Below are 23,428 nucleotides of genomic sequence, written 5' to 3' on the forward strand. Positions count from 1 at the left end.
AGAAGCGAAGGCGGATCGCGCATGACGGCCCAGCGAGAAGCGAAGGCGGATCGCGCATGACGATCGCGTGGGTGCTGGCCGGCGTCATGCTGGTCGCGGCGGCGGCGGTGACCATGGTCCGTTTGCTGAGCGGACCCAGCACGCTCGACCGGCTGGTGGCCGTCGACACGCTGGTCGCGGTGACGATGTGCGGGGTGGGTACCTGGGCGGCGTTCAGCCTGGATACCACCGTCACCTACAGTCTCGCGGCGCTGGCATTGATCAGCTTCGTCGGCTCGGTGAGCGTGGCCCGGTTCCGGGTGCCGGACCTGGTGCAGACAGATCGCGGAACGGACAACGCATGAGCGCATCCGATGTGACCGCCGCGGGCCTGGTGCTGGCCGGATCCGCGCTGGCGCTGACCGCCGCGATCGGGGTGCTGCGCTTTCCGGACACCCTGACCCGCATGCACGCCGCGACCAAGCCCCAGGTGCTGGGGTTGCTGCTGGTCCTCAGCGGCGCGGCGATCCGGCTCAGCGGCAACATCGACGTCGGCATGATCGTGCTGACCGCCATGTTCACCCTGATCACCGCCCCGGTGGTCGCACACCGGGTCGGACAGTTGGCCTACCGTGAGCAGAACATGGGCGACGACCTGACCATCGATGAGATGCGTGACGACTCAGCAGGGGGCACAGGTCCCACCGGCGGATGACCTTCGCCCCTGAACCTTGCCGGCGCTCATCGGACACTGTGGAGTCAGCCGTCACCTGACTATGAGCTGCGAGGTGGGCAACTTTGGCTTTGACAATGTCGGCGACGACCGGGCACCACCGGTTGGCCGAACACGAAGTGGTTCTGCTGCTGCAAACCGACCCACACCACGGGTTGTCGGATGCGGAGGCCGCAGAGCGATTGGAAACCTTCGGGCCGAACAGACTGCCGTCGGCAGCTGGGCCGGGATTGTGGCTGCGCATTGTGCGGCAGTTCCATCACCCATTGATCTATGTATTGCTGGTCGCCGGGTTCATCACCGCTGGCCTGCGCGAGTTCATCGACGCCACAGTGATATTCGGCGTTGTCGTGGTCAACGCCATCGTGGGATTCATCCAGGAGTCGAAGGCAGAGGGCGCGCTGGACAGCCTACGGGCGATGGTGCACACCGATGCCAAGGTCGTCCGGGCGGGCCGCGAGTACACCGTGGCGTCTGAATGCCTGGTCCCCGGGGATCTGGTGCTGTTGGACACCGGCGACAAGGTGCCCGCCGATCTTCGGATGCTCAGAGCGACCGAGCTGAAGATCAACGAATCAGCGCTGACCGGTGAGTCCGCACCCGTCCACAAAGACGAGCTCGTCCTGCCGGGCCCCGCGCCGGTGGCCGACCGCAGCAACATGGCGTATTCCGGCACACTGGTGACCGCCGGCAGCGGGGCGGGCGTCGTCGTCACGACGGGAGCGGAGACCGAGGTCGGCCAGATCCACCGGCTGGTCGGTGCCGCCGACGATCTCACGACGCCGTTGACGGCGGACCTGGCCCGATTCAGCGCGATGCTGACCATCGGGATCTTGGGGCTGGCGACGCTGACCTTCGGCATCGGTCTGCTGCGCCACCAAGACGCGGCCGACACCTTCACTGCGGCGATCGCCCTTGCGGTCGGAGCGATTCCGGAGGGATTGCCGGCAGCGGTGACGATCACGCTGGCCATTGGCGTCGCTCGGATGGCTAAGCGCCGCGCAGTCATCCGACGCCTTCCGGCCGTCGAAACCCTGGGAAGTACCACCGTCATCTGCACCGACAAAACCGGGACCTTGACCACCAACCAGATGACGGTGCAGAGAATCTGGACGCCCGCCGGTCGCGTCGAAGCGAACGCGCCTGACGCGCTCCACACCGCCATGACTGCCGACGAGGCGCTGCGCTGGTCGTTGCTGGCGGGAGCCTGCTGCAACGACGCGGTGCTGATTGCCGACGGCGCCCAGTGGGAGGTGGTCGGTGACCCGACCGAGGGAGCGATGTTGGCGGTGGCGGTCGCCGCCGGTCTGGACAGCGACGAACTCGCCGCACTGCCGCGGGTCGACGTCATCCCGTTCAGCTCTGAGCGCCAGTACATGGCCACCCTCCACCGCGCTGGTTCCGGTGACCACGTCGTGCTCGTCAAGGGAGCGGTCGAGCGCGTCCTGCACCTGTGCAACACGCAGATGGGTGCGCGGGGAGTTGTCGAGCCGGTGCAGCGCGCCGACGTCATGCGGGCCGCCGAGTCGTTGAGTTCGGGTGGCTTGCGGGTGCTCGCCACCGCCGTCCGTACCAGCAGCACCAGCGATTTGGCAGAGGACGAGTTGCCGGGCTCGTTGACCTTCACCGGATTGCAAGCAATGTCGGATCCCCCACGGGCCGCTGCTGCCAGCGCAGTGGCCGCCTGCCACACGGCGGGGATCGCGGTCAAGATGATCACCGGAGATCACGCAGGCACGGCCGCCTCAATCGCCGCCCAGGTCGGCATGTTTCCCGATGGCGAAGCCCACCCCGGTGCTGTGCTCACCGGTGCCGATCTGGCCGAGTTGGACTCCGCGGACTTCCAGGACGCGGTCGATGTGGCCACCGTATTCGCCAGGGTCTCACCCGAGCAGAAGCTGCGGTTGGTCGAAGCCCTGCAAGCCCGGGGACACGTGGTGGCGATGACCGGCGACGGCGTCAACGATGCACCGGCATTGCGCCAGGCCAACATTGGTGTTGCGATGGGCCTCGGCGGCACCGAAGTCGCCAAGGATGCCGCCGACATGGTGCTGACCGACGACGATTTCGCCACGATCGAGGCTGCCATCGAGGAAGGCCGGGGTGTATTCGACAACCTCATAAAGTTCATCACCTGGACGCTGCCCACCAACATCGGGGAAGGTCTGGTGATCCTGGCCGCGATCGCGTTCGGCGTGGCACTGCCGATCTTGCCAACCCAGATTCTGTGGATCAACATGACCACCGCAGTGACGCTCGGCCTGATGCTCGCCTTCGAAGCCAAAGAAACGGGCATCATGGCGCGTCCACCGCGCGGCCCCCGGCAGCCGCTGCTGACGCGCGGCCTGGTAACCCGGATCCTGCTGGTGTCCACGATGATGGTGGCCAGCACGTGGTGGCTTTTCCAATGGGAGCTTTCGCGGGGCGCGAGCCTGACCGAGGCCCGGACGGTGGCACTGAACCTGTTCGTTGTGATCGAGGTGGCGTACCTGTTCAGTTGCCGATCCATGTCCCGCTCTGCCTGGCGGATCGGCTTTTTGAGCAACCGATGGGTCTTGCTCGGAGTGGCTGCACAAGCTCTTGGTCAGCTTCTCATCACTTATCTGCCCGCTCTGAACACCGCCTTTGGCACTGCCCCCATCGATGGGGCCTCCTGGCTGCGGATTTTGGCTGTCGCCCTTGCCGTTAGCGCCGTCGTCGCCATCGACAAGCGGTTGCGCCGGTCGCGTCATTCCAACGGCCAGACGTCGAACAGTAGTCTCGTCGTCAGTGCCGACACCGAGAGGGCAGAACGCAACCCGTGACCCGAACCGATGACGACAGCTGGGACATCACCGAGGGGGTCGGCGCGACCGCGTTGAGCGTGGCGCGGGCCCGTGCCGCCGAGACCGAGACGGGCTGCCCGCTCTACACCGATCCGTACGCGCAGTACTTCATCGACGCGGCCACCGCGGCGGGCTGGCGCTCACCGTTCCTGGACGACGAGCCCCGGCGCGCGCAGGCCATGGCCGCCTACATCGCCTCCCGGACCAAGTTCTTCGACGACTTCGTCACCACCGCCGGCGCCAATGGCCTGGATCAGGCCGTCATCCTCGCCGCCGGCCTAGACACCCGGGCCTGGCGACTGCCGTGGATCAGCGGCACGACGGTCTACGAGATCGACCAGCCGAAGGTGCTCGAGTTCAAGGAGCGGGTGCTCGCCGCGCACGGAGCGCTGCCCGCCACCGGGTATGCCGCAGTTGCGGTCGACCTGCGGCGAGACTGGCCGACGGCATTGCGCGAGAACGGTTTCGATCCGTCGACCCCGACCGCATGGTCAGCCGAAGGGCTGCTGCCGTACCTGCCGGCGGCCGCTCAGGACATGCTCTTCGAACGCATCGACGAGCTCAGCCCACCGGGCAGCCGGCTGGCGGTGGAGGCGTTCGGTCCGGTGTTCTACTCCCCCGAGCTGCTGGCACGCCGGCAGGAGCGCATGGCGCAGGCCCGCCGCGATGCCGTCGAGGCCGGCCGGCCACCGACTCCCGACGTCACCGGCCTGTGGTATCTCGAGCCGCGCACCGACGTCGCCGAGTGGCTGACCGAGCACGGGTGGGTGGTCAGCGCCGCCTCGGCGGCCGACCTGATGGCGCGCTACCACCGGCCGGCGCCTGACGACTTAGAAGACGCCGTGCCGGACACCGTCCTACTGGACGCCAAGAAGGCGTAGGTCCCGGAGGCACTCTCCAGACGCCGTTCTTCTGGACGCCCGCGATGCGTAAGTCTAGACTTACCGTTCGTGGCCACTTACCAAGCCGAGGACGCCTGGTCCGCGCTGGCCGACCGCACCCGCCGCTCCATCCTGGAGCGGCTGGCGCACGGACCGTTGGCCGTCGGCGACCTCGCACGCGACCTCCCGGTCAGCCGGCCCGCGGTCTCCCAGCATCTCAAGGTCCTCAAAGCTGCCGGCCTGGTGCACGATCGGGCCGTCGGGACCCGTCGGCTCTACCAGGTGGATCCGGCAGGTATCGAGGCCCTCCGACGTGACCTGGACAGGTTCTGGCACGACACCCTGGCCGCCTTCAAGGCGGCGGCCGATACACCCGAGGAGGACTCGTGAGCGACGCCCAGGCAACATCCATCCGGCGCAGCGTCGTCGTCAGCACATCGGCGCAGCGTGCGTTCACCCTGTTCACGGAGCGTTTCGGTGACTTCAAGCCGCGCGACCACAACCTGCTCGCTGTGCCGATCGCCGAGACCGTCTTCGAGCCGCGCGTCGGCGGCAACATCGTCGATCGGGGGGTCGACGGCAGCGAGTGCCGCTGGGCCCGGATCCTCGCCTACGAGCCGCCCACCCGCGTGCTGTTCAGCTGGGACATCGGCGCCAACTGGCAGGTCGACCCCGACGTGAGCAGGTCCAGCGAGGTGGAAGTGCGCTTCATCGCCGAGGCCCCCGAGCGCACCCGCGTCGAACTCGAGCACCGCCATCTCGACCGGCACGGGCCGGGATGGGAACGAGTGGCCGACGGGGTCGACGCCGAGGCCGGCTGGCCACTGTATCTCCAGCGCTACGCGGAACTGGCGGGCTGATCCGCGACGTCAGTCCTCGTCGGCGATCTGGAATTCGACCATGGCCGTGACAGTTTCGATGGCGTCGGTGAGGACGTCGACCCGCTCGGCCAGGGTGGGTGCGGCCAGCAGCGCGTAGCGGTCGGCCTGACCCATCGGGACCCGCGAGGCGAGCGCGTAGATATGCCGCGCCGGGTCGTCGGCGATCTCCGGCTCGACCGCCAGCGCGTCGGGCCGCAGCTGGGTTCCACGGGAATTCACGATCAGCTCCAGCAGCGCCAGAATGCCGTCGATCACCTCGCCGATCCGTTCGTCGGTGACGGGCGGCCCGGGGTCATCGGGCCATGGCTCGATCACCGCCCGCGGGTACGGATCGTCGGGCAACCATTCGTTGATCCGGATGCGTTCGCCGACAAGCGCATTGAGCTGGTGTAGCCCCATTCCGAGGTCAACGTGTTCGGCGATGTGCGCCAGCGCCCCGACGTCGCCGCGGGAGTCTCCGCCGCCGACCTCCCGGCCGCGGGTGATCAGCACCACCCCGAACGCGGGGTCAGGCAGGGCCAGACAATCCTCGACCAGTTGGGCGTAGCGCGGTTCGAAGATCCGCAGCGGCAGTACCTCGCCGGGCAGCAATGCTGATTCCAGCGGGAACATCGGCTGCGCGGTCATCAGCGAATTCCTTGTCCCATCACCACATCCCGCACCGGGGCGCTCGGGTCGACGAAGCCGCACAGCGCCCCGGCCACCCCGGCCCACAGCACCGGGTTGGTGGCGACGATCTGATTGCCGGCGTCGCCGATGGCCTTGATCACCTCGCGGCGGCCGACGGTGTCCATGGCCAGGTACTCGCGGCAGGTGGTCTTGGTCAGGTCGGCGGGCGCCAACGGTTTGCCCGCCTCGCCCGGCGTCGCCACCGGGGTGCCGGTGATCGCCTTGGCACATCCGCCGCCGGCCACGACGACCACACTGACCAGCAATGCCAGTGCGACTCGTCTCAGCGTCATCGCTGTCATCGCGGCCTCCTCAGATCTCCAGCTCGCCGACCAGTGCGTCGACCACCGCGCGCAGGTCGCCGCCGCTGGCCTCGGCCACCTGATGCTGACGCTGATACGAGGCGCCGCGACGCGGGATGTCGGCGACGGCGGCCAGTTCGTCAGCACAGTGTAGGGACTCGGCGACCGGCTGCAGGCGCGTCAGCAGATCCTCGAGGTCCTCGGTCACCAGCCGCTCGTTGCTGTCGGCGTCAAGGATGATGATGGCGTCCAGTCCGTAGCGCGCCGCCCGCCACTTGTTCTCTTGCACGTGCCACGGCGGCATCACCGGCAACTGCTCACCGGCATCCAGGCGCCGGTCCAGGTCGACGATCAGGCAATGCGTCAACGCCACCAGGGCCGAAAGCTCACGCAGGTTGGAGACCCCGTCGAAGATGCGCACCTCGACGGTGCCCAGATGCGGCGACGGCCGGATGTCCCAGCGGATTTCGTTGACGTGGTCGATGATGCCGGTGGTCTTCTGGTCGTGCACGAACCGCTCGAACTGCCGCCAGGTCTCGAACTGGAACGGCAGGCCGGCGGTGGGCAACTGCTGGAACATCATCGCCCGGTTGCTGGCGTAGCCGGTGTCGTCACCGGCCCAGAACGGCGAGGATGCCGACAGCGCCAGCAGGTGCGGGTACTGGTTGAGCAACGAGGAGATGATCGGCATCACCTTGTGCGCGGACGAGACGCCGACATGTACGTGCACGCCCCAAATCAGCATCTGACGCCCCCACCACTGGGTGCGCTTGATCAGCTCGGCATAGCGCGGTGCGTCGGTCAGCTTCTGGGTCGACCACGACGCGAACGGGTGGGTGCCCGCACAGAACAGCTCCATGCCGCGGTCGTGGACGATGCCGCGGACGTCGCGCAGGGTCGACTGCAGGTCGGTCATCGCCTCATCGACGGTGTCGCAGACACCGGTGACGATCTCGACGGTGTTGCGCAGCAGTTCCTTGTGTACGTGCGGGTTCTCGCCGAGTTCGGCGATCACCGCGGCGCCCTCGTTGCTCAAGTCCCGCGACTGGGCGTCGATGAGGGCGAACTCCCATTCGACGCCGAGCGTCGGCCGGGGTGAGCTGGCGAAGTCTATGCGTCCGGCGGAGGGTCTACCCGGGGCTGGGTTAACCGGTGCCGATGACACCGCACGCCACCCGCTTACCGGCGTCGCCGGTGGCCATCGTGGTTTCGTCCGGGCCGGGCGCGCCACCGTTGATCTGCTGGTAACGCTCCGGCGGGATGTTGGCGAAGTTGTCGGCGTCCGCGTGGATCATGATCGTCGTACCGGCGCCGCCGAGCAGATCCTGCTTGGTGAACGCATCGGTGGTGGTGACGAGCATGGCCGTGCCGTCCTCGCGGACCTGCAGCGAGACCAGGTCGCCGCTGGCCGGGTGGCCGGTGTGCCCAGCCGCCTGGAAGTGCCCACCGGCGGACAGGAAGTCGCCGGGTGCGCCGCCGGTCGGGGCCACCGAGTTGGCCTCGCACTTACCGACCGAGTGGATGTGCAGTCCGTGGAAACCGGGCGTCAGTTTGCCGGGGCCAGTGGTCTGCACGGTGATCTTGGCGAAACCGCCGGTGAAGTCGAAGGTGGCGGCGGCGACCTCGGTGCCGTCCGGAGCCTTCAACTGCGCCGTCAGCGTGTCGGCCGGACCGGCAGCCTGTCCCTGGGCGGTGCCGTGGGGCTCTTCGCCCGGGGCCGACTCCGACGGTGCCGGCGACCCGGTCCAGATCGGGGGCTGGGTACCCGGTTGAGTCGCGATGGGCTCATTGGGGCTACAGGCGGCCAGCACAGCGACGGGAGCGACGAACACGACGGCGGCGGCGGTTTTGATGAGCCTGCGGGCGGGTTTGACCATGTGCCGAAGCCTAACCCGTCACCAGAACGATCACGCCCGGTGGCTGCTCGGCGATTTCCGGAATTCGCGGGGCGGCGGGCGCGTCGAGCACCTTGGCGACCGCCTCGGCAGCGGCCTGCTCTCCTTCGGCGCTGCCGAAGTACACCGTCGTCGCCGGAATGCCGGCGACGTCCAGATTGCCGGTCTCGGTGACGTTCCAGCCCGCCTCGCGCAGTCGGTCACCTGTGCGACCCGCCGCACCCTCGTCGCCGCCGACGTTGAACACCCGAACGTCGGCCTTGGGCGCCGGTGCGACCGACGTCTTGGTGGTCGTGGTGGTGACGGTCTGGGCCGCCGACGAGTCGTCGCTGCTGTCGTTGCCGGAGCCCATGGCCTGGAATCCGACCAGAAGGAAGATGACGCCCAGGAAGATCAGCACCATCACCATCGCCCGCAAGGGCAGCCCGGAGGAGTCAGGGACGCGGTCGTTCATCGGGCCTACTGTAGCCGCGGCTAATCGCTCTTCACGCAAACGCTCCTCGGCGGGGCCGCCTACCGAGAGAAAAAATCAGGTGACCTCGAAGCCGAGCCGGCGCGCCGCACGCGCCTTCTGCCGGCTGGCCCTCAGCCGACGCAGACGCTTGACCAGCATGGGGTCGGCAGCCAGCGCCTCGGGACGGTCCACCAGCGCGTTGAGCACCTGGTAGTAGCGGGTCGCCGACATCGAGAAGAGCTCCTTGATGGCCTCTTCCTTGGCTCCGGCGTACTTCCACCACTGCCGCTCGAACGCCAGGATGTCGAACTCGCGGCGGGTCAACCCAGCGGGCAGGTCAGCGTCGTCATTGGACCGCTCGGCCCGTGCCATGGCGCCGTCCATTTCGATCTGTGGGCCCTTTCGCAGAACTGCAGCTGACATGCCTGATACTCGGCGCTCATTCAATCACGTCGCGACCGGTTGGGACGGCAGCCGAGCCCGCGCGTCGGCTGACTTAAGCTTGCCGATCATGGCAGTCAGACCAATCGTGATTCTGGGTGATCCCGTCCTGCACAAGCCGACGAGCCCCGTGCCCGTCGGGGCCGACGGTTCACTGCCCGCCGATCTGGCCGATCTGATCACCGACATGTACGACACCATGGACGCGGCCAACGGAGTAGGGCTGGCCGCCAACCAGATCGGTGTCGGGCTGCGGGTGTTCGTCTACGACTGCGCCGACGAGCGCGGGAAGACGACACGGCACCGCGGCGTCGTCGTCAATCCCGTTCTGGAGACCTCCGAGATTCCCGAGACGATGCCCGACCCGGACAACGACGACGAAGGGTGCCTGTCGGTGCCCGGCGAATCGTTCCCGTGCGGGCGGGCCAGCTGGGCGCGGGTGACCGGACTGGACGCCGACGGCAACCCGGTGACCCTCGAGGGACACGACCTGTTCGCCCGGATGCTGCAGCACGAGACCGGTCACCTCGACGGCTTTCTGTACGTCGACAAGTTGATCGGGCGGCACGCGCGGGCGGCGAAGAAGACCGTGAAGAAGAACGGCTGGGGGGTGCCCGGCCTGTCGTGGATGCCCGGTGAGGTGCCCGACCCGTTCGGCCACTGAGCCGATGGTGCGCATTCCGCCGGTCGGCGCACGAGTCAGCCTCCGCTATCGCCTGGCGGACGGCAGCTCTTCTGCGATGACCGACGTCATCGGCCACGTCGAGGCCGTCGCCCCGCTGATCGTGCTGCGGACCAAGTCCGGCGAACCGGTGTCGATCGATCCCGCCGACGTGGCAGCGGTGCGGGAGCTCAGCGATGTTCCGGTGCGCGCCTCCGAGATCCGCGGACTCGAGCACGCGGCGGCGCTGGCCTGGCCGGGTACCGAGCAGAGCTGGCGCGACGGCTGGCTGTTGCGCGCCGCAGGCGGCTACACGAGCAGAGCAAATTCCGCTGTGCCGCTTGACTTCTCCGCCACCCTGGAAACGCTCCCAGCCATCGTCGAGTGGTACACCGAACGCGGCCTGGCGCCGTGGCTGGCGCTGCCAGAGCGGTTGGTACCCGTGCGCACCGAAGGGGTCAAGCACACCCGCGTGATGGTGATCGACCTGCCCGCGGCCGAACCCGGGCCCGCCGTGGCGCTGCGCGAGGGCCCGGACTCCTCGTGGCTGGCGACCTATCAGCGCGACGTGCCGGTGCCGGTGCTGACCGCCGTCGTCGACGGTGTGGTGGTGTTCGCCTCGGCCGGGTACGCCGCGGTGGGCCGCGGCGCGGTGACCAGCGCGCCGGACGGCACCCGCTGGCTGGGGATCTCAGCGGTGCGCGTCGACGCCGTGCAACGTCGACGCGGGCACGCCCGCGCGGTGTGCCGCACGCTGCTGGCGTGGGGCGCACAACAGGCGGCGACCCAGGCCTACGTGCAGGTGCTGGCGGACAACGCCGGAGCGATCGCGCTCTACCACTCGATGGGGTTCCGGCTGCACCACCACCATCGCTACGTCGATGCGGTGTCGTTGACCGCACGTACGCTGTAGCCCATGTCTGACGGTCTGCGCGTAGCCACCTGGAACGTGAATTCGATTCGCGCCCGGGTCGACCGGGTCGTCGACTGGCTGGGGCGCGGTGACGTCGACGTGCTGGCCATGCAGGAGACCAAGTGCTCCGACGACCAGTTCCCCACCATGCCGTTCCTGGAGGCCGGCTACGAAGTGGTGCACTGCGGGCTCAACCAGTGGAACGGTGTGGCGATCGCGTCCCGGGTGGGCCTCGACGACGTCGAGGTCGGCTTCCAGGGGCAGCCGTCGTGGAGCAAGGACGGCGTCGACGCGAAGGCCGAGGCCCGCGCGCTGGCCGCCACCTGCGCCGGTGTGCGGGTGTGGAGCCTGTATGTGCCCAACGGCCGAACCTTGGCCGACCCGCACTATCAGTACAAGCTGGAATGGCTTGCCGCGCTGGAGAAAACGGCGCATTCATGGTTACACAGCAACCCGGGGGCGCCGATCGCGCTGGTCGGCGACTGGAACATCGCGCCCACCGACGAGGACGTCTGGGGCATCGCGGCGTTCGACGGCGCCACCCACGTCTCGGAACCCGAACGTGCGGCGTTCAGCTCGATCGTGGAGGCGGGTTTCGCCGACGTGGTCCGTCCCTTCGCTCCCGGGCCCGGGGTGTACACCTACTGGGACTACACCCAGCTGGCGTTCCAGAAGCGCCGCGGCATGCGGATCGACTTCATCCTGGGCTCACCGGCTTTGGCGGCGCGGGTGACCCACGCCGAGATCGTCAAGGACGAACGGCGCCCCGGCAAGAAGGGTGACCCGGCACCCAGCGACCACGCGCCGGTGCTGGTGGAATTGAGCCGGTGACGATCAGCGGCTCGGCTCGCTGACCTTCACCAGCATCTTGCCGATATTGGCCCCGGTGAACAGGCCGTTGAGCGCGTCGACACAGGATTCCAGACCGTCGAAGACGGTCTCGCGGTGCACCAGCTTGCCTTCGGCCTCCCAGCGGCGCAGGTCGGCGAACGCCTCGTCGAAGCGACCCCACATGTCGAGGGCGTTGAAGCCTTGCATCGTGGCGGTTTTCGCCAACAGGTTGACATAGTTGGCCGGCCCCGGGTGCTCACCGGTGAGGTAGCTGGAGATCACACCGCACAGCACCACCCTCGCCTTCATGGCGAGCCTGCCGAGCACGGCGTCGAGGATCGGGCCGCCGACATTGTCGAAGTAGACGTCGACGCCCTTGGGGCACTGCTTCTTCAGGGCCGCACGGACGTCTTCGTTCTTGTAGTCGATGCAGGCGTCGAACCCGAAGTCCTCGACGACGGCGCGGCATTTCTCCGGCCCGCCGGCGATGCCGACGACCCGTGCTCCGGCGATCCTCGCGATCTGCCCGGCCACCGACCCGGTGGCTCCGGCGGCCGCCGACACCACCACCGTCTGGCCCGCCTCGGGCCGGCCGATGTCGGTCATCCCGAAATAGGCGGTGGCACCGGTGGGTCCGTAGACGCTCATGATGGCCAGCTGATCGGTCTCGCCTGGAATGGGTGTGCTGAAGATATCGTCGCGGATGACGGCGTAGTCCTGAAAGCCGGTCAGCGTGGTGATGACATCACCGACCCGGAACGCCGGGCACCGCGACTCGACCACCTCACCGATCCCGGCCGCGCGGATCACCTCGCCCAATTGCACCGGCGGCAGATAACTGGGCTGATCGTCGAGCCAGGTCCGCGCGGCGGCGTCCAGCCCGACGTAGGTGGTGCGCAGCAGTGCCTCACCCTCGGCGATGCCGGGGGCAGGAGTGGTGATCAGCTCGGTGTCACCGGGTTGGACCAGTCCGGCCGGCCGGCGGCGCAGCAGGATCTGGCGGTTCGTCAGGGTGGGCACGGTCAGTGAAACTACCCAAGGCACCAGTGGTTCGGGGCCTGTTCCGGGGGCGCGATCGACCCATCCACCGCTCGCCGCCCCGGTTGCGCTCAGGTGAACACTGGGCAACTCAGGTGGCCCGCGGCGGTCGGTGGAGGGAAAATTCTTCTGGTGCGATCCTTTGTGTCGGTTTATGTCGATTGGGCAGCCACCGTAAACCAGGTGCGCCGCGCAGCGGTCGAATTGCCCATGCCGGCCGGGGTGCTCGGCGTCGAGGTCGTTGCCGCTGGTGACACCCTGGGTTGCCGCATCGCGGTGGACCTCACCGGTGACTTCGACGAACAGCGGGACGGCCCGCGGATCGCCCGCGCGTACGCGACGCAGCTGTCCGAGGCGCTCGGCGTCCCGGCGTTCTCGCTGCACGACCTGATCCTCGTCGGCCGTTCGGATTGGTGAGCCGTGACCGTCTCCTGACGGTCACGGGCTGTTCGTCCGAGCGTGCTGCGCTTGGGGACGTGAGTTCGGACCTCGACGTCATCCTGATCCCCAAGAGCACCGCGCATCAGACGTTGGCGTGCCTGGAGGCGCTCATCGAGCTCCACCGTCGCCAACCGGCCGCGGCGGGGACGTCCGGGGTGATCGCGGAGCTGATCGAGTTCCGCGAGGCGGTGTCGCTGGGCATGCGATCGTCGCGCGATCGCACCGCCCGGGTGGCGGCGGCGACCCTGGCCAGAATCTCCGATCGGCTGACCGCCTGCGCCAAGGCCGAACTCGGCCCGGAAGAGCTTCAGGCGGCGATGTGGCGGATCGCCGGGCGGCTGCACCGATGGGTCGCCGAGGGTACCGCCGCCCCGCCGCTCACTCGGACGTCGTCGCCGCGGGCGCCGCAGCCGCGCTGACCGACTCGGTGCCGTAGCGGCCGGGATTGAACAGCGAGGCGATCCCGCCGATCACCATCATCACCGCCGCCGCACCAAACACCACCACCAGCCCGGAGTGGAACGGCTCGGTGATCAGGTGGGGGAAGAACGTCTTTCCGGTCAGGACATCGGCGTTCACGCCCGGCTGGTGCAGCGCGTCGTACGGGGCCAACAGCTCACCGATGGGGTTGTAACCCAGGAACGCCGCGAACAGGCTGCCCACCGGTGGCAGGTTGGCCACGTCGTGGGCGACCGAGGCCGAGACCCCCTGCTCCTGCAGGCCGCGGCTCATCGCGTCGGGCAGCGTGCCCGCCAGGCCGACGATCATCAGCGAGAAGAAGATTCCGATCGACAGCGACGAGCCGGCGTTGAAGAACGTGGCGCGCACACCTGAGGCGGCGCCGCGCTGGGAGGCCGGGACGCTGGACATGATGGCCGCGGTGTTGGGTGCGGTGAAGATGCCGCCGCCGAGGCCGTTGAGGAAAACCAGCACCGCGAAAACCCAGTAGTTGAAGTTGACCGGGATCAGCAGCAGCGCCACGAATGTCACGGCCATCAATGCCATGCCACCGACGGTGAACGGCCTGGCCCCGAACCGGTCGGCGAACGAGCCGGCGATCGGGGCGGCGGCCAGGAAGCCGAAGGTTGCGGGCAGCAGGTAGATGCCCGCCCACAGCGGCGTGGACTCGAAGCTGTAGCCGTGCAACGGAAGCCAGATGCCCTGTAGCCAGATGATCAGCATGAACTGCAATCCGCCACGTCCCACCGAGGACATCAGGCCGGCGAGATTACCCATGCCGAAGGCGGCCGACCGGAACAGCCGGACGTCGACCATGGGCTGTGCCACCCGCAATTCGATGAGGCAGAACGCCACCAGCAGCAGCAGCCCGGCGACGATCGAGCCCAGCACCAGCGGACTGGTCCAGCCGGTCGTCGAGTCGCCATAGGGCTGGATGCCGTAGGTGATGCCGATCAGCAGGACGGTCAGCCCGACGCCGAAGGTGACGGTGCCCGCCCAGTCGACGCGGCCGGGGCTGCGTGTGCCCAGCTCCTTGAGCGAGCGCATGCTCCAGATGGTGCCGATGACGCCGATCGGCACACCCACCCAGAAGATGGCCTGCCAGTGGATCTCGGAGAGCACCCCGCCGATCAGCAGTCCCAGGAACGAACCCGCAACGGCGGCAACCATGTTCACACCCAGCGCCATTCCCCGCTGGTTGGCCGGGAAGGCGTCGGTGAGAATGGCCGACGACGACGACATCAGCATGGCGCCACCGACGCCCTGGACCACCCGCCAGGCGATCAGCCAGATGGCTCCGCCGTCGAGGTGGAAGGGGTCGAACGACAGCGCGACGGCGGCCAGGGTGAATACGACGAACCCGATGTTGTAGATCTTCACCCGCCCGTACATGTCGCCGAGGCGGCCGAACGGCACGACCAGGACTGCGGTCACCACCAGGTAGCCCATCAGCATCCACAGCAGGTAGCTGACATTGCCGGGCGCCAGCGGGTTCAGGCCGATGCCGCGGAAGATCGCGGGCAGCGAAATCAGCACGATCGAGGCGTTGATCGAGGCCAGCAGGATGCCCAGCGTGGTGTTGGACAGCACGATCCACTTGTAGTGCGGGTGGTCGTGGTCCATCCGGCGGCGCCGCCGGTCGGTTTCGGCCAGGTCGGCGTCGAGCTCGGCAGTCACGGGTCAATCTCGTTTCGTAAGCAATCGTCCACGGTGCAAGTCATCGGGTCGCCTCGCGGCGCAATACACATATGTTAGCTATACAAATCACCTTGAACCAATCGGCGATCCCACTCGGCTGATAGCGTCGACCGGGCAACCAACCACACGGGAGTGCACACCCAGTGCGCTGAGAGGACGGCTAGGGCCGTCGACCGTAGAACCTGTCCGGGTAACGCCGGCGTAGGGAGTGAGAATGACCGATCTTTTCGTCGACCCCACCGTCACCACAGGCCCGATCGCGGGTAGCACGAAGGTCTACCGCGAGCTGGACGGCGCCGCCCGGGTGCCGCTGCGCCGGGTCGGCTTGTCCGACGGCGGGCACGTGGACCTCTACGACACCTCCGGGCCGTACACCGACCCGCAGGCGGTGATCGACCTGCACGCCGGGTTACCGGCCCGCGCGGGTGTGGTCCGCGACCGCGGCACCCAGCTCCAGCGCGCCCGCGCCGGGGAGATCACCGCCGAGATGGCGTTCATCGCCGCTCGCGAAGGGCTGCCTGCCGAGCTGGTCCGAGACGAGGTGGCCCGCGGCCGTGCGGTCATCCCGGCCAACCACAACCATCCGGAGAGCGAACCGATGATCATCGGCAAGGCCTTCGCGGTGAAAGTCAATGCCAATATCGGCAATTCGGCGGTCAGCTCCTCGATCGCCGAGGAGGTCGACAAGATGGTGTGGGCCATCCGCTGGGGTGCCGACACCATCATGGACCTGTCCACCGGGGCCGACATCCACGCAACCCGGGAGTGGATCCTGCGCAACTCCCCCGTGCCGGTGGGCACCGTGCCGATGTATCAGGCGCTGGAAAAGGTCAAGGGCGACCCGACCCAGTTGAGTTGGGAGATCTACCGCGACACCGTGATCGAGCAGTGCGAACAGGGCGTCGACTACATGACCGTGCACGCCGGGGTGCTACTGCGCCATATCCCGCTGACCGTCAAGCGGGTCACCGGCATCGTCAGCCGTGGCGGGTCCATCATGGCCGCGTGGTGCCTGGCACATCACCGAGAGTCATTTCTGTACACCAACTTCGATGAGTTGTGCACCATCCTGGCACGCTACGACGTGACGTTCTCCCTCGGCGACGGGCTACGCCCGGGTTCGATCGCCGACGCCAATGACGAGGCGCAGTTCGCCGAATTGGCCACCCTTGGCGAGCTGACCACGATCGCGAAATCCCATGGTGTGCAGGTGATGATCGAGGGGCCCGGCCACGTGCCGATGCACAAGATCGTCGAGAACGTCCGCCTGGAGGAAGAGCTCTGCGAGGAGGCGCCGTTCTACACCCTGGGCCCGCTGACCACCGACATCGCACCCGGATACGACCACATCACCTCGGCGATCGGCGCGGCGATCATCGCCCAGGCCGGCACCGCGATGCTGTGCTACGTCACCCCCAAGGAACACCTCGGCCTGCCCAACCGCAAGGACGTCAAGGACGGCGTGATCGCCTACAAGATCGCCGCGCACGCCGCGGACCTGGCCAAGGGCCACCCCCGGGCGCAGGAACGCGACAACGCGCTGTCGCAGGCCCGATTCGAGTTCCGCTGGAACGACCAGTTCGCCCTGTCGCTGGACCCGGACACCGCGCGGGAATTCCACGACGAGACGCTGCCGGCCGAGCCGGCCAAGACCGCACACTTCTGCTCGATGTGCGGACCGAAGTTCTGCTCCATGCGTATCACGGCCGATATTCGGGACGCGATGGCCGCCAAATCAGAGGAGTTCGCCGCACACGGCAACCGCGTGTACCTCCCTCTGGAAAACTCACACCCGTGAACTTTCTCCCGTTGACCCCGCCGGGCCAGACGCCGCTGCGGGTGCTGACCATCGCCGGTTCCGATTCCGGTGGCGGCGCGGGTATCCAGGCGGACATGCGGACCTTCGCCATGCTCGGCATGCATCCACTGGTTGCCGTCACCGCCGTCACGGTGCAGAACTCGTTGGGCGTCAAGGGCTTTCATGAGATCCCAACCGATGTGATCGCAGGCCAGATCGAGGCAGTGGTCAGTGACATCGGCGTGCAGGCCGCCAAGACCGGCATGCTGGCCTCCTCGCAGATCATCGAGACGGTCGCGGGGACCTGGCGCGACCTCGGGCTGACGGGCAATACCCCGTTCGTCGTCGACCCGGTGTGCGCCTCCATGCACGGCGATCCGCTGCTGCATCCCTCCGCGCTGGACACCCTGCGCACCGAGTTGTTCCCGCTGGCCAGCCTGGTGACGCCCAACCTCGACGAGGTGCGGCTGCTCGTTGGGATCGACGTGGTCGACGAGCAGACCCAGCGCGACGCCGCCAAGGCCCTGCATGCGCTGGGGCCCCAGTGGGCCCTGGTCAAGGGCGGCCACCTGCGCGGCTCGACACACAGCCCCGACCTGCTCTACGACGGCACCGACTTCCACGAGTACGACGGACCCCGCATCGACACCGGCCACGACCACGGTGCGGGTGACACACTCGGTGCCGCCACCGCATGCGCTCTGGCGCACGGTTATTCGATGCCCGATGCCGTCGCCTTCGGCAAGACGTGGGTGACCGAATGCCTGCGCGCGGCCTACCCGCTCGGCGCCGGGCACGGCCCGGTTTCGGCACTATGGCGACTGCAGGCATCCAGCGAGAAGCCGCAGGCGGATCGCGCATGAGCCCGGGCCTCGACGAGATCGCCGGCATCGCCCACGAGCCGGCCGGCAGCCCGAGCGGAATCGTGGTCCTGACGCACGGCGCGGGCGGCAACCGGGACTCCCCGCTGCTGATCCGCCTCTGCGAGGAGTGGGCCGGGCGCGGGTGGCTGGCGATCCGCTACAACCTGCCCTATCGGCGGCGGCGTCCCAAGGGACCGCCGTCGGGCTCGGCAGGCGGAGACCGCGACGGCATCGTCGAGGCGTTGACCCTGGCCCACACGCTCGCGGATGGGCCGGTCATCGCCGGCGGGCACTCCTACGGCGGCCGGCAGACCTCGATGGTCGCCGCCGAGCGGCCCGACCTGATCGACGGGCTGAGCCTGTTCTCCTATCCTCTGCACCCGCCCGGCAAGCCCGACCGGCTGCGCACCGAGCACTTCGGCGCCATCTCGATGCCCACGGTGTTCACCCACGGCACGTCCGACCCGTTCGGCACGATCGACGAGCTGCGTCAGGCCGCCGCGTTGCTCGGCGGTCCGGTGGACATCGTGGAGGTCACCGGGGCCCGTCACGATCTGGTTTCGAAGACGCTCGACGTCCCCGCCCTGGCGGTCGACGCGGCGCTGTCGGCCCTGGGCTGAGCTGTTTTCATCGACTGTGCGCTGGCGGAGCCGAGCGTGCGGCCGGGGCGGAAATCGGCCGTATTTTTCGCCTGCGTCGCACACTCGGATCCCTGAACGCACTGTCGTTGGTCCCCGGGACTCGGGCCCAAAGGAGCGGATTACCAACCGGTAGGTGGCGGTATTCTGGGCCGATGCCATCGACGCAGCTCGACGCGATCATCGTCGGCGCCGGCTTCGCAGGAATCGGGGCTGGGATCCAGCTCAAGCGACTGGGATTCGACAACTTCGTCCTGCTCGAGCGGGAAGCCGACCTGGGCGGCACCTGGTACGTCAACCACTACCCGGGGCTGACCGTCGACGTCCCGACCACCACCTACTCGTACTTCTTCGAGCCCAATCCGAACTGGAACCGGCTGTTCTCCACCGGCGCCGAAATCAAGCAGTACGCCGACGACGTCGCCGACAAGTACGACATCCGCCGTCACATCCAGTTCGGTGCGGCGGTGGACAGCGCCCGCTGGGACGAAGAGGCGGCGCTGTGGCAGGTGACCCTGGCCGGCGGCGATCTACTGACCGCGCGCTATCTGATCACCGCCACCGGCTTCCTGTCCCAGCCGTTCACCCCGCAGATCGCGGGCATCCACAGCTTCGAGGGCAAGGTCGTCCACACCGCCGACTGGGATGACGCCTACGACCCCGCAGGCCGGCGGATCGGCATCATCGGTACCGGCGCCACCGCGGTGCAGTTGATCCCCGAACTGGCCAAGACTGCCGCCGACCTCACCGTCTACCAGCGCACGGCGATCTACGTCGTGCCCAAGATCGACATCAAGTTCTCTGCGCGGGCCAAACGACTGTTCGCCCGGGTACCGCTCACCCAGCGCGCGATCCGGGTGATCACCGACTCGGTCTATGAATTCATGGTCTACGTCGGGGTGTTGCGCCAGCGACACTTCCGGCGCGCCACCATCGCGGCCGCCGACCTGGCCAAGATGTGGCGGTTCGCCACCATCCGCGACAAGGAGCTGCGCGAAAAGCTCACCCCCGATTACGATTTCGGTTGCAAGCGGCCGACGTTCTCCAACAAGTACTACCGCACGTTCACCAAGCCCAACGTGCATCTGCAGACCACCGGCATCGACCACATCGAGTCCGACGGGATCGTGGCCAACGACGGCACCAAGGCCGTCCTCGACACGCTGGTGCTGGCAACCGGATACGACATCTGGGAGGCCAACTTCCCAGCCTTCGAGGTGATCGGCCGCGACGGCCGCAACCTCGGAAAGTGGTGGCGGGAGAGCCGGTTCCAGGCCTACCAGGGCGTTTCAGTGCCGCACTTCCCCAACTTCTTGAGCCTGGCGAGCCCGTATGCCTTCCTCGGGCTGAACTTCTTCAACTCGATGGAATACCAGATGCGGCACATGCACCGCTTGTTCGGCGAAGTGAGGCGCAGGGGCGCAACGACATTCGAGATCACCGAAGAAGCCAATGCCCGCTACCTGGACCGGATGACCGAACTACTCGGCGATTCGCTGTTCACCCAGGGCAACTGCGCGTCGGCGCGGTCGTACTATTTCAATCCCAGTGGTGAGGCGGCCCTGCTACGCCCGATGTCCACGCGCGCCGCGGTGCGCGAGGCGTCGTCGTATCCGGTCACGGATTACCACATCAATTGAAGCTGAGAGGACCTTGATGTCTGCAGAGCCTTTGATCAAGTTGACCGGTGCGCTCGTAGCCGTCACCGGGCTGTCGCACTTCGTGCGCCCGGAGCTCTTCGAGTCGGCCACCAAGTCGGCCTTCCCGGACAACACCCTGCAGCACACCTACATCGACGGTGGGATCGAGACCGCGATCGGACTGGGTCTGGTCGCACCGAAAACCCGCAAGCTCGCGCTGGCCGCACTGGTGGCATACGGCGCGTATCTGGGCGTCAACGTCGCCCGTCATCGCTGATCGGCGAAGGTCACAAATCCGACAAGTTTTACGAAGACGTCAGATATTTGGCTTACATTGATCGGGCACGGCGACGCGTTGGTCGTTGGCTTGTGAGGATGCCACGCAAATTGGGTCGGGGGACCGTGCCGGACCGGCCTGGGCGCGGGAAACCGCGCCCACGCCGGTCCGCGTTCATCTGCACGCCCTAGCATGCCGCGGGTGAGCCCCCTGCAGCGCCGACTCGGCGTCACCGACGCGGTGATCATCGGTCTGGGTTCGATGGTGGGTGCGGGCATCTTCGTCGCGCTAGCCCCCGCGGCGGCCGCGGCAGGCTCCTGGCTGCTGGTCGGCCTGGCGGTGGCCGGCGTGGTGGCCTACTGCAATGCGAATTCCTCGGCGCGCCTGGCGGCCCGCTATCCGCAGTCCGGCGGGACTTACGTCTACGGCCGGGAGCGACTCGGTGAGTTCTGGGGATACCTCGCCGGGTGGAGTTTCGTGGTCGGCAAGACGGCCTCCTGCGCGGCGATGGCGCTGACCGTGGGCTTCTATGTCTGGCCGGCATACGCCCACGCCGTGGCCGTCGCGGCGGTGGTGCTGCTGACCGCGGTCAACTACCGCGGTATCCAGAAATCGGCGCTGCTGACCCGTGTCATCGTCAGCGTGGTGCTAGCCGTGCTGTCCGCGGTGGTGGTGATCGTCGCGACCTCGGGCCACTTCGATACGGGCCGGCTGGAACTGACGGACGGCGGCGTGCGCGGAGTGCTGCAGGCTGCCGGGCTGCTGTTCTTCGCCTTCGCCGGCTATGCCCGCATCGCGACGCTCGGCGAGGAGGTACGCGACCCGGCCCGCACGATTCCGCGGGCCATCCCGATCGCCCTGATCATCACGCTGGTGATCTACGCAGTGGTGGCCGTCGGTGTCCTCGGTGTGCTTGGAGCATCTCGATTGGCAACCGCGACAGCACCATTGGCCGAAGCGGTCAGCGCGGCCGGTGCCGGCTGGCTGGAGCCGGTGGTGCGCGCGGGTGCGGCGGTCGCCGCGCTGGGCTCGCTGCTGTCGCTGATCCTCGGGGTGTCGCGAACCACGCTGGCGATGGCACGTGACCGGCACTTGCCTGCTGGACTGGCTGTGGTGCATCGGCGCTTCGGTGTCCCCCACCGGGCCGAGCTGGCGGTCGGTGGGGTCGTCGCCACATTGGCCGCGGTGGCTGATCTTCGTGGCGTGATTGGCTTTTCGTCGTTCGCCGTGCTGGTGTACTACGCGATCGCCAACGCCTCGGCGTGGACGCTGAGGCCTGCCCGGTGCCTGGTCCCGGCCGCCGGCCTGACGGGTTGTGTGGTGGTGGCGCTCGCTCTGCCGCCGCAGTCGGTGTTCGTCGGAGTGGCGGTGCTGGCGGTGGGAGCCCTGATCTATGTGGCGCGCCGGGTGCGGTAGGCCTCGACCGCCGTGGGCAGGGTCGGGTAGATGTGGTCCTCGCCGATCTTGTCGAGCAGCCCGGCCGCCGTCAACGCCTCCCGCAGATGCCATGTCACGCGGGCCATCCCGAACACGATGCCCCGACGGTTCAGCTCTGCCCGGAGCTGGTCGACCGCGTCGAGTGCGGTGAGGTCGACTTCGACGTTGGCCTCGGCATTCATGACGAACCACTGCACTGGGTCCGGGTTGTCGTCTACGGCGGCCAGCGCCCGGCTGCGGAAATTCTCGGCATTGGCGAAGAACAGCGGGGCGTCGTAGCGGTAGACCAGCAGACCCGGCTCCAGCCGGGCCTGCGGATAATCGTCGATGTCATGCATGCCGGCCACACCGGGAACGAAGCCCTGCACACTGTCGTGCGGCCGGGCAACTCGACGCAGCAGGTCGAGGATCGACAGCGCGACCGCGGCCAGCACCCCGTAGAGCACGCCGAAGACGAGCACCCCGGCCGCGGTCAGCAGGGCCAGGACAAGCTCACTGCGCCGGAAACGGGCCAAGCGCCGGTATTCGCCGATGTCGATAAGCCGTAACGCCGCGAAGATCACCAACGCGCCGAGCGCCGCGGTGGGAAACAGGGCGAGCACGCCATGGGCGGTGACCAGGATGACCAGTAGGACACCCAGTGTGACAAGGGAATACAGCTGGCTGCGGCTACCGGCCAGGTCACCGACCGCGGTCCGACTGCCGCTGCAGCTGACCGGGAATCCGTGAGTGAGGCCCGCACCGAGATTGCACGCTCCCAGGGCGCGTAGCTCGGCATTGGCGTCGATGTGGTCTCCCCTGCGGGCGGCGAACGTGCGGGCAGTCAGCACATTGTCGGAGAACCCGACGATCGCGATGCCGCCCGCGGCGGCAGCCATCCCGAGAAGGTCGGCGGCACCCACGCCGCTGATGCCGAGGGCCGGCAGTCCGGCCGGAACCGCTCCGATGACGCGGATGCCGCTGTCCTGCAACGAGAAAACGGCGACCGATCCGGTGGCCAGCAACATGGCGACCAGCGGACCCGGGACCCGCGGTAACGCCCACCCGAGAACTACCAGCAGGCCGAGCACCACCGCGGAGAACACCACCGTCGGCCAGTGCATCTGATCGGCGACGTGGACCAGCGAACGCAGCTGTTGGAGGAATTCGTCGCCCGAGACAGGAGCGCCGGTGACTTTGCCGAGCTGGCTGCCGATCATGATGATCGCTACCCCGGTCATATAGCCCACCAAAACCGGGCGCGACAGCAGCTCGGCGAGGAAGCCCAGCCGGATCAACCCACCGACCAAGCAGAACACACCCACCAGGACTGCCAGCATCGCGGCCAGTGCCGCGTAGCGCCCTGGGTCCCCGACGGCCAGCGGCGCCAGCGCGGTTGCCGTCATCAACGCCGTGGTCGACTCTGGGCCAGCCGACAGCTGCCGTGACGTGCCCAGGACGGCGTAGAGCAGCAACGGCAGCACCGCGGCCCACAGACCGACAACCGGGGGCAGCCCCGCGATCGTCGCGTAGGCCATCACCTGGGGCACCAGGTAGGCGCACACCGTCAGCCCGGCCACCAGGTCACCGCGCAGCCAGGACCGCCGGTAACCGCGGAACTGGGCCAGCCCGGGAGCGACACCAGTCCACTTCATCGGTCTAGCATGCGCGACTCGCGCCGATGCGGTTGAGTTT

Annotated in this window: 26 protein-coding genes and 1 riboswitch; of the genes, 17 read left to right on the forward strand and 9 right to left on the reverse strand. The window is 67.8% G+C overall.

The genetic code is table 11. From position 1 onward, the window contains the following. The first annotated feature begins 56 nt into the window (after positions 1–56). The 6 genes from ACXDF8_RS14700 (at position 57) to ACXDF8_RS14725 (ending at position 5,278) form a co-directional block, all read left to right on the forward strand. Positions 57–344: a monovalent cation/H+ antiporter complex subunit F gene (locus ACXDF8_RS14700; RefSeq protein ID WP_457224005.1), complete on the forward strand. Its 288-nt coding sequence runs from the start codon at positions 57–59 to the stop codon at positions 342–344. Continuing rightward, entirely contained in the window at positions 341–694 is a 354-nt protein-coding gene (gene mnhG / locus ACXDF8_RS14705; protein WP_457224006.1) for a monovalent cation/H(+) antiporter subunit G, read from the forward strand. Before ACXDF8_RS14700 ends, mnhG begins: the two co-directional genes overlap by 4 nt. A 95-nt stretch (positions 695–789) precedes the next feature. Then, positions 790–3,516, forward strand: a complete 2,727-nt coding sequence (locus tag ACXDF8_RS14710) for a cation-transporting P-type ATPase (RefSeq protein WP_457224159.1) — start codon at positions 790–792, stop codon at positions 3,514–3,516. Further along, on the forward strand, positions 3,513–4,418 hold the full coding sequence (locus ACXDF8_RS14715; RefSeq protein ID WP_457224007.1) for a class I SAM-dependent methyltransferase: 906 nt from the start codon (positions 3,513–3,515) through the stop codon (positions 4,416–4,418). The genes ACXDF8_RS14710 and ACXDF8_RS14715 overlap by 4 nt, the downstream gene beginning before the upstream one ends. 69 nt (positions 4,419–4,487) lie before the next feature. Next, positions 4,488–4,808, forward strand: coding sequence for an ArsR/SmtB family transcription factor (locus ACXDF8_RS14720; protein WP_457224008.1), 321 nt, complete (start codon positions 4,488–4,490; stop codon positions 4,806–4,808). After that, positions 4,805–5,278 (forward strand): SRPBCC family protein, encoded by a 474-nt coding sequence (locus tag ACXDF8_RS14725; protein WP_457224009.1) that lies wholly within the window; start codon positions 4,805–4,807, stop codon positions 5,276–5,278. The genes ACXDF8_RS14720 and ACXDF8_RS14725 overlap by 4 nt, the downstream gene beginning before the upstream one ends. Before the next feature lie 9 nt (positions 5,279–5,287). On the opposite strand, the gene ACXDF8_RS14730 is transcribed toward ACXDF8_RS14725, so the two are convergent. From ACXDF8_RS14730 to ACXDF8_RS14755, 6 genes are all read right to left on the reverse strand, one after another. Then, complete coding sequence (locus ACXDF8_RS14730) at positions 5,288–5,926, reverse strand: LON peptidase substrate-binding domain-containing protein (protein ID WP_457224010.1); 639 nt, start codon at positions 5,924–5,926, stop codon at positions 5,288–5,290. Then, positions 5,926–6,270: a hypothetical protein gene (locus ACXDF8_RS14735; protein ID WP_457224011.1), complete on the reverse strand. Its 345-nt coding sequence runs from the start codon at positions 6,268–6,270 to the stop codon at positions 5,926–5,928. Before ACXDF8_RS14735 ends, ACXDF8_RS14730 begins: the two co-directional genes overlap by 1 nt. Before the next feature lie 10 nt (positions 6,271–6,280). After that, complete coding sequence (locus ACXDF8_RS14740; RefSeq protein WP_457224012.1) at positions 6,281–7,435, reverse strand: glutamate--cysteine ligase; 1,155 nt, start codon at positions 7,433–7,435, stop codon at positions 6,281–6,283. Beyond that, on the reverse strand, positions 7,416–8,147 hold the full coding sequence (gene sodC, locus ACXDF8_RS14745) for a superoxide dismutase[Cu-Zn] (protein WP_457224013.1): 732 nt from the start codon (positions 8,145–8,147) through the stop codon (positions 7,416–7,418). The genes ACXDF8_RS14740 and sodC overlap by 20 nt, the downstream gene beginning before the upstream one ends. A gap of 10 nt (positions 8,148–8,157) precedes the next feature. After that, positions 8,158–8,619: a LytR C-terminal domain-containing protein gene (locus ACXDF8_RS14750; protein ID WP_457224014.1), complete on the reverse strand. Its 462-nt coding sequence runs from the start codon at positions 8,617–8,619 to the stop codon at positions 8,158–8,160. Positions 8,620–8,694: 75 nt separating this feature from the next. Continuing rightward, positions 8,695–9,003: a nucleoid-associated protein NapA gene (locus tag ACXDF8_RS14755; protein ID WP_457224160.1), complete on the reverse strand. Its 309-nt coding sequence runs from the start codon at positions 9,001–9,003 to the stop codon at positions 8,695–8,697. A gap of 127 nt (positions 9,004–9,130) precedes the next feature. Here ACXDF8_RS14755 and ACXDF8_RS14760 point away from each other — a divergent pair, with 127 nt between their 5' ends. Genes ACXDF8_RS14760 through ACXDF8_RS14770 form a run of 3 tightly spaced genes read left to right on the forward strand, consistent with a single transcriptional unit; the run spans position 9,131 to position 11,465 of the window. Further along, positions 9,131–9,724 (forward strand): peptide deformylase, encoded by a 594-nt coding sequence (locus tag ACXDF8_RS14760; RefSeq protein WP_457224015.1) that lies wholly within the window; start codon positions 9,131–9,133, stop codon positions 9,722–9,724. A gap of 4 nt (positions 9,725–9,728) precedes the next feature. After that, entirely contained in the window at positions 9,729–10,634 is a 906-nt protein-coding gene (locus ACXDF8_RS14765) for an N-acetylglutamate synthase, CG3035 family (protein ID WP_457224016.1), read from the forward strand. Between the two features lie 15 nt (positions 10,635–10,649). After that, positions 10,650–11,465, forward strand: coding sequence for an exodeoxyribonuclease III (locus ACXDF8_RS14770; protein WP_457224161.1), 816 nt, complete (start codon positions 10,650–10,652; stop codon positions 11,463–11,465). Between the two features lie 3 nt (positions 11,466–11,468). Here the strand turns inward: ACXDF8_RS14770 and ACXDF8_RS14775 are convergent, their stop codons facing one another. Then, positions 11,469–12,485 carry an NADP-dependent oxidoreductase gene (locus ACXDF8_RS14775; protein WP_457224017.1) on the reverse strand — a complete coding sequence of 339 codons (1,017 nt, stop codon included), beginning with the start codon at positions 12,483–12,485 and terminating at the stop codon, positions 11,469–11,471. 201 nt (positions 12,486–12,686) lie between these two features. Between ACXDF8_RS14775 and ACXDF8_RS14780 the strand changes: the two genes are divergently transcribed. Together ACXDF8_RS14780 and ACXDF8_RS14785 are read left to right on the forward strand one after the other, a co-directional pair. After that, a complete protein-coding gene (locus tag ACXDF8_RS14780; RefSeq protein ID WP_457224018.1) occupies positions 12,687–12,920 on the forward strand; it encodes a hypothetical protein in 234 nt (77 codons plus the stop codon). Between the two features lie 59 nt (positions 12,921–12,979). Next, positions 12,980–13,363: a hypothetical protein gene (locus ACXDF8_RS14785; protein WP_457224019.1), complete on the forward strand. Its 384-nt coding sequence runs from the start codon at positions 12,980–12,982 to the stop codon at positions 13,361–13,363. On the opposite strand, the gene ACXDF8_RS14790 is transcribed toward ACXDF8_RS14785, so the two are convergent. Beyond that, on the reverse strand, positions 13,323–15,026 hold the full coding sequence (locus ACXDF8_RS14790) for an MFS transporter (RefSeq protein ID WP_457224162.1): 1,704 nt from the start codon (positions 15,024–15,026) through the stop codon (positions 13,323–13,325). The two genes, ACXDF8_RS14785 and ACXDF8_RS14790, sit on opposite strands and share 41 nt — an antisense overlap. A 191-nt stretch (positions 15,027–15,217) precedes the next feature. Then, a riboswitch (TPP riboswitch) is annotated at positions 15,218–15,326 on the forward strand. Here ACXDF8_RS14790 and thiC point away from each other — a divergent pair. The 6 genes from thiC (at position 15,316) to ACXDF8_RS14820 (ending at position 21,733) form a co-directional block, all read left to right on the forward strand. Beyond that, a complete protein-coding gene (gene thiC / locus ACXDF8_RS14795) occupies positions 15,316–16,899 on the forward strand; it encodes a phosphomethylpyrimidine synthase ThiC (RefSeq protein WP_457224020.1) in 1,584 nt (527 codons plus the stop codon). It overlaps the preceding riboswitch by 11 nt. Beyond that, on the forward strand, positions 16,896–17,762 hold the full coding sequence (gene thiD / locus ACXDF8_RS14800) for a bifunctional hydroxymethylpyrimidine kinase/phosphomethylpyrimidine kinase (RefSeq protein WP_457224021.1): 867 nt from the start codon (positions 16,896–16,898) through the stop codon (positions 17,760–17,762). The genes thiC and thiD overlap by 4 nt, the downstream gene beginning before the upstream one ends. Next, positions 17,759–18,382, forward strand: coding sequence for an alpha/beta hydrolase family protein (locus ACXDF8_RS14805; RefSeq protein ID WP_457224022.1), 624 nt, complete (start codon positions 17,759–17,761; stop codon positions 18,380–18,382). The genes thiD and ACXDF8_RS14805 overlap by 4 nt, the downstream gene beginning before the upstream one ends. Positions 18,383–18,555: 173 nt before the next feature. Next, on the forward strand, positions 18,556–20,040 hold the full coding sequence (locus ACXDF8_RS14810) for a flavin-containing monooxygenase (RefSeq protein ID WP_457224023.1): 1,485 nt from the start codon (positions 18,556–18,558) through the stop codon (positions 20,038–20,040). Positions 20,041–20,056: 16 nt separating this feature from the next. Continuing rightward, entirely contained in the window at positions 20,057–20,317 is a 261-nt protein-coding gene (locus ACXDF8_RS14815) for a DoxX-related protein (RefSeq protein ID WP_457224024.1), read from the forward strand. A gap of 192 nt (positions 20,318–20,509) precedes the next feature. Then, entirely contained in the window at positions 20,510–21,733 is a 1,224-nt protein-coding gene (locus ACXDF8_RS14820; RefSeq protein ID WP_457224025.1) for an APC family permease, read from the forward strand. Here the strand turns inward: ACXDF8_RS14820 and ACXDF8_RS14825 are convergent. After that, positions 21,709–23,388 carry a SulP family inorganic anion transporter gene (locus ACXDF8_RS14825; protein WP_457224026.1) on the reverse strand — a complete coding sequence of 560 codons (1,680 nt, stop codon included), beginning with the start codon at positions 23,386–23,388 and terminating at the stop codon, positions 21,709–21,711. The genes ACXDF8_RS14820 and ACXDF8_RS14825 overlap by 25 nt on opposite strands. Between the last annotated feature and the right edge of the window lie 40 nt (positions 23,389–23,428).

Source organism: Mycolicibacterium sp. CBM1 (assembly GCF_054073305.1).

What these genes read in the sequence shown, in the direction of transcription:
- ACXDF8_RS14700 (WP_457224005.1), top strand. Translation starts at nt 57, where the DNA reads ATGACGATCGCGTGGGTGCTGGCCGGCGTCATGCTGGTCGCGGCGGCG.
- mnhG (WP_457224006.1), top strand. Translation starts at nt 341, where the DNA reads ATGAGCGCATCCGATGTGACCGCCGCGGGCCTGGTGCTGGCCGGATCC.
- ACXDF8_RS14710 (WP_457224159.1), top strand. Translation starts at nt 790, where the DNA reads ATGTCGGCGACGACCGGGCACCACCGGTTGGCCGAACACGAAGTGGTT.
- ACXDF8_RS14730 (WP_457224010.1), bottom strand. Translation starts at nt 5,926, where the DNA reads ATGACCGCGCAGCCGATGTTCCCGCTGGAATCAGCATTGCTGCCCGGC.
- ACXDF8_RS14735 (WP_457224011.1), bottom strand. Translation starts at nt 6,270, where the DNA reads ATGACAGCGATGACGCTGAGACGAGTCGCACTGGCATTGCTGGTCAGT.
- sodC (WP_457224013.1), bottom strand. Translation starts at nt 8,147, where the DNA reads ATGGTCAAACCCGCCCGCAGGCTCATCAAAACCGCCGCCGCCGTCGTG.
- ACXDF8_RS14750 (WP_457224014.1), bottom strand. Translation starts at nt 8,619, where the DNA reads ATGAACGACCGCGTCCCTGACTCCTCCGGGCTGCCCTTGCGGGCGATG.
- ACXDF8_RS14755 (WP_457224160.1), bottom strand. Translation starts at nt 9,003, where the DNA reads ATGGACGGCGCCATGGCACGGGCCGAGCGGTCCAATGACGACGCTGAC.
- ACXDF8_RS14760 (WP_457224015.1), top strand. Translation starts at nt 9,131, where the DNA reads ATGGCAGTCAGACCAATCGTGATTCTGGGTGATCCCGTCCTGCACAAG.
- ACXDF8_RS14765 (WP_457224016.1), top strand. Translation starts at nt 9,729, where the DNA reads ATGGTGCGCATTCCGCCGGTCGGCGCACGAGTCAGCCTCCGCTATCGC.
- ACXDF8_RS14790 (WP_457224162.1), bottom strand. Translation starts at nt 15,026, where the DNA reads ATGGACCACGACCACCCGCACTACAAGTGGATCGTGCTGTCCAACACC.
- thiC (WP_457224020.1), top strand. Translation starts at nt 15,316, where the DNA reads ATGACCGATCTTTTCGTCGACCCCACCGTCACCACAGGCCCGATCGCG.
- ACXDF8_RS14805 (WP_457224022.1), top strand. Translation starts at nt 17,759, where the DNA reads ATGAGCCCGGGCCTCGACGAGATCGCCGGCATCGCCCACGAGCCGGCC.
- ACXDF8_RS14810 (WP_457224023.1), top strand. Translation starts at nt 18,556, where the DNA reads ATGCCATCGACGCAGCTCGACGCGATCATCGTCGGCGCCGGCTTCGCA.
- ACXDF8_RS14815 (WP_457224024.1), top strand. Translation starts at nt 20,057, where the DNA reads ATGTCTGCAGAGCCTTTGATCAAGTTGACCGGTGCGCTCGTAGCCGTC.
- ACXDF8_RS14820 (WP_457224025.1), top strand. Translation starts at nt 20,510, where the DNA reads ATGCCGCGGGTGAGCCCCCTGCAGCGCCGACTCGGCGTCACCGACGCG.
- ACXDF8_RS14825 (WP_457224026.1), bottom strand. Translation starts at nt 23,388, where the DNA reads ATGAAGTGGACTGGTGTCGCTCCCGGGCTGGCCCAGTTCCGCGGTTAC.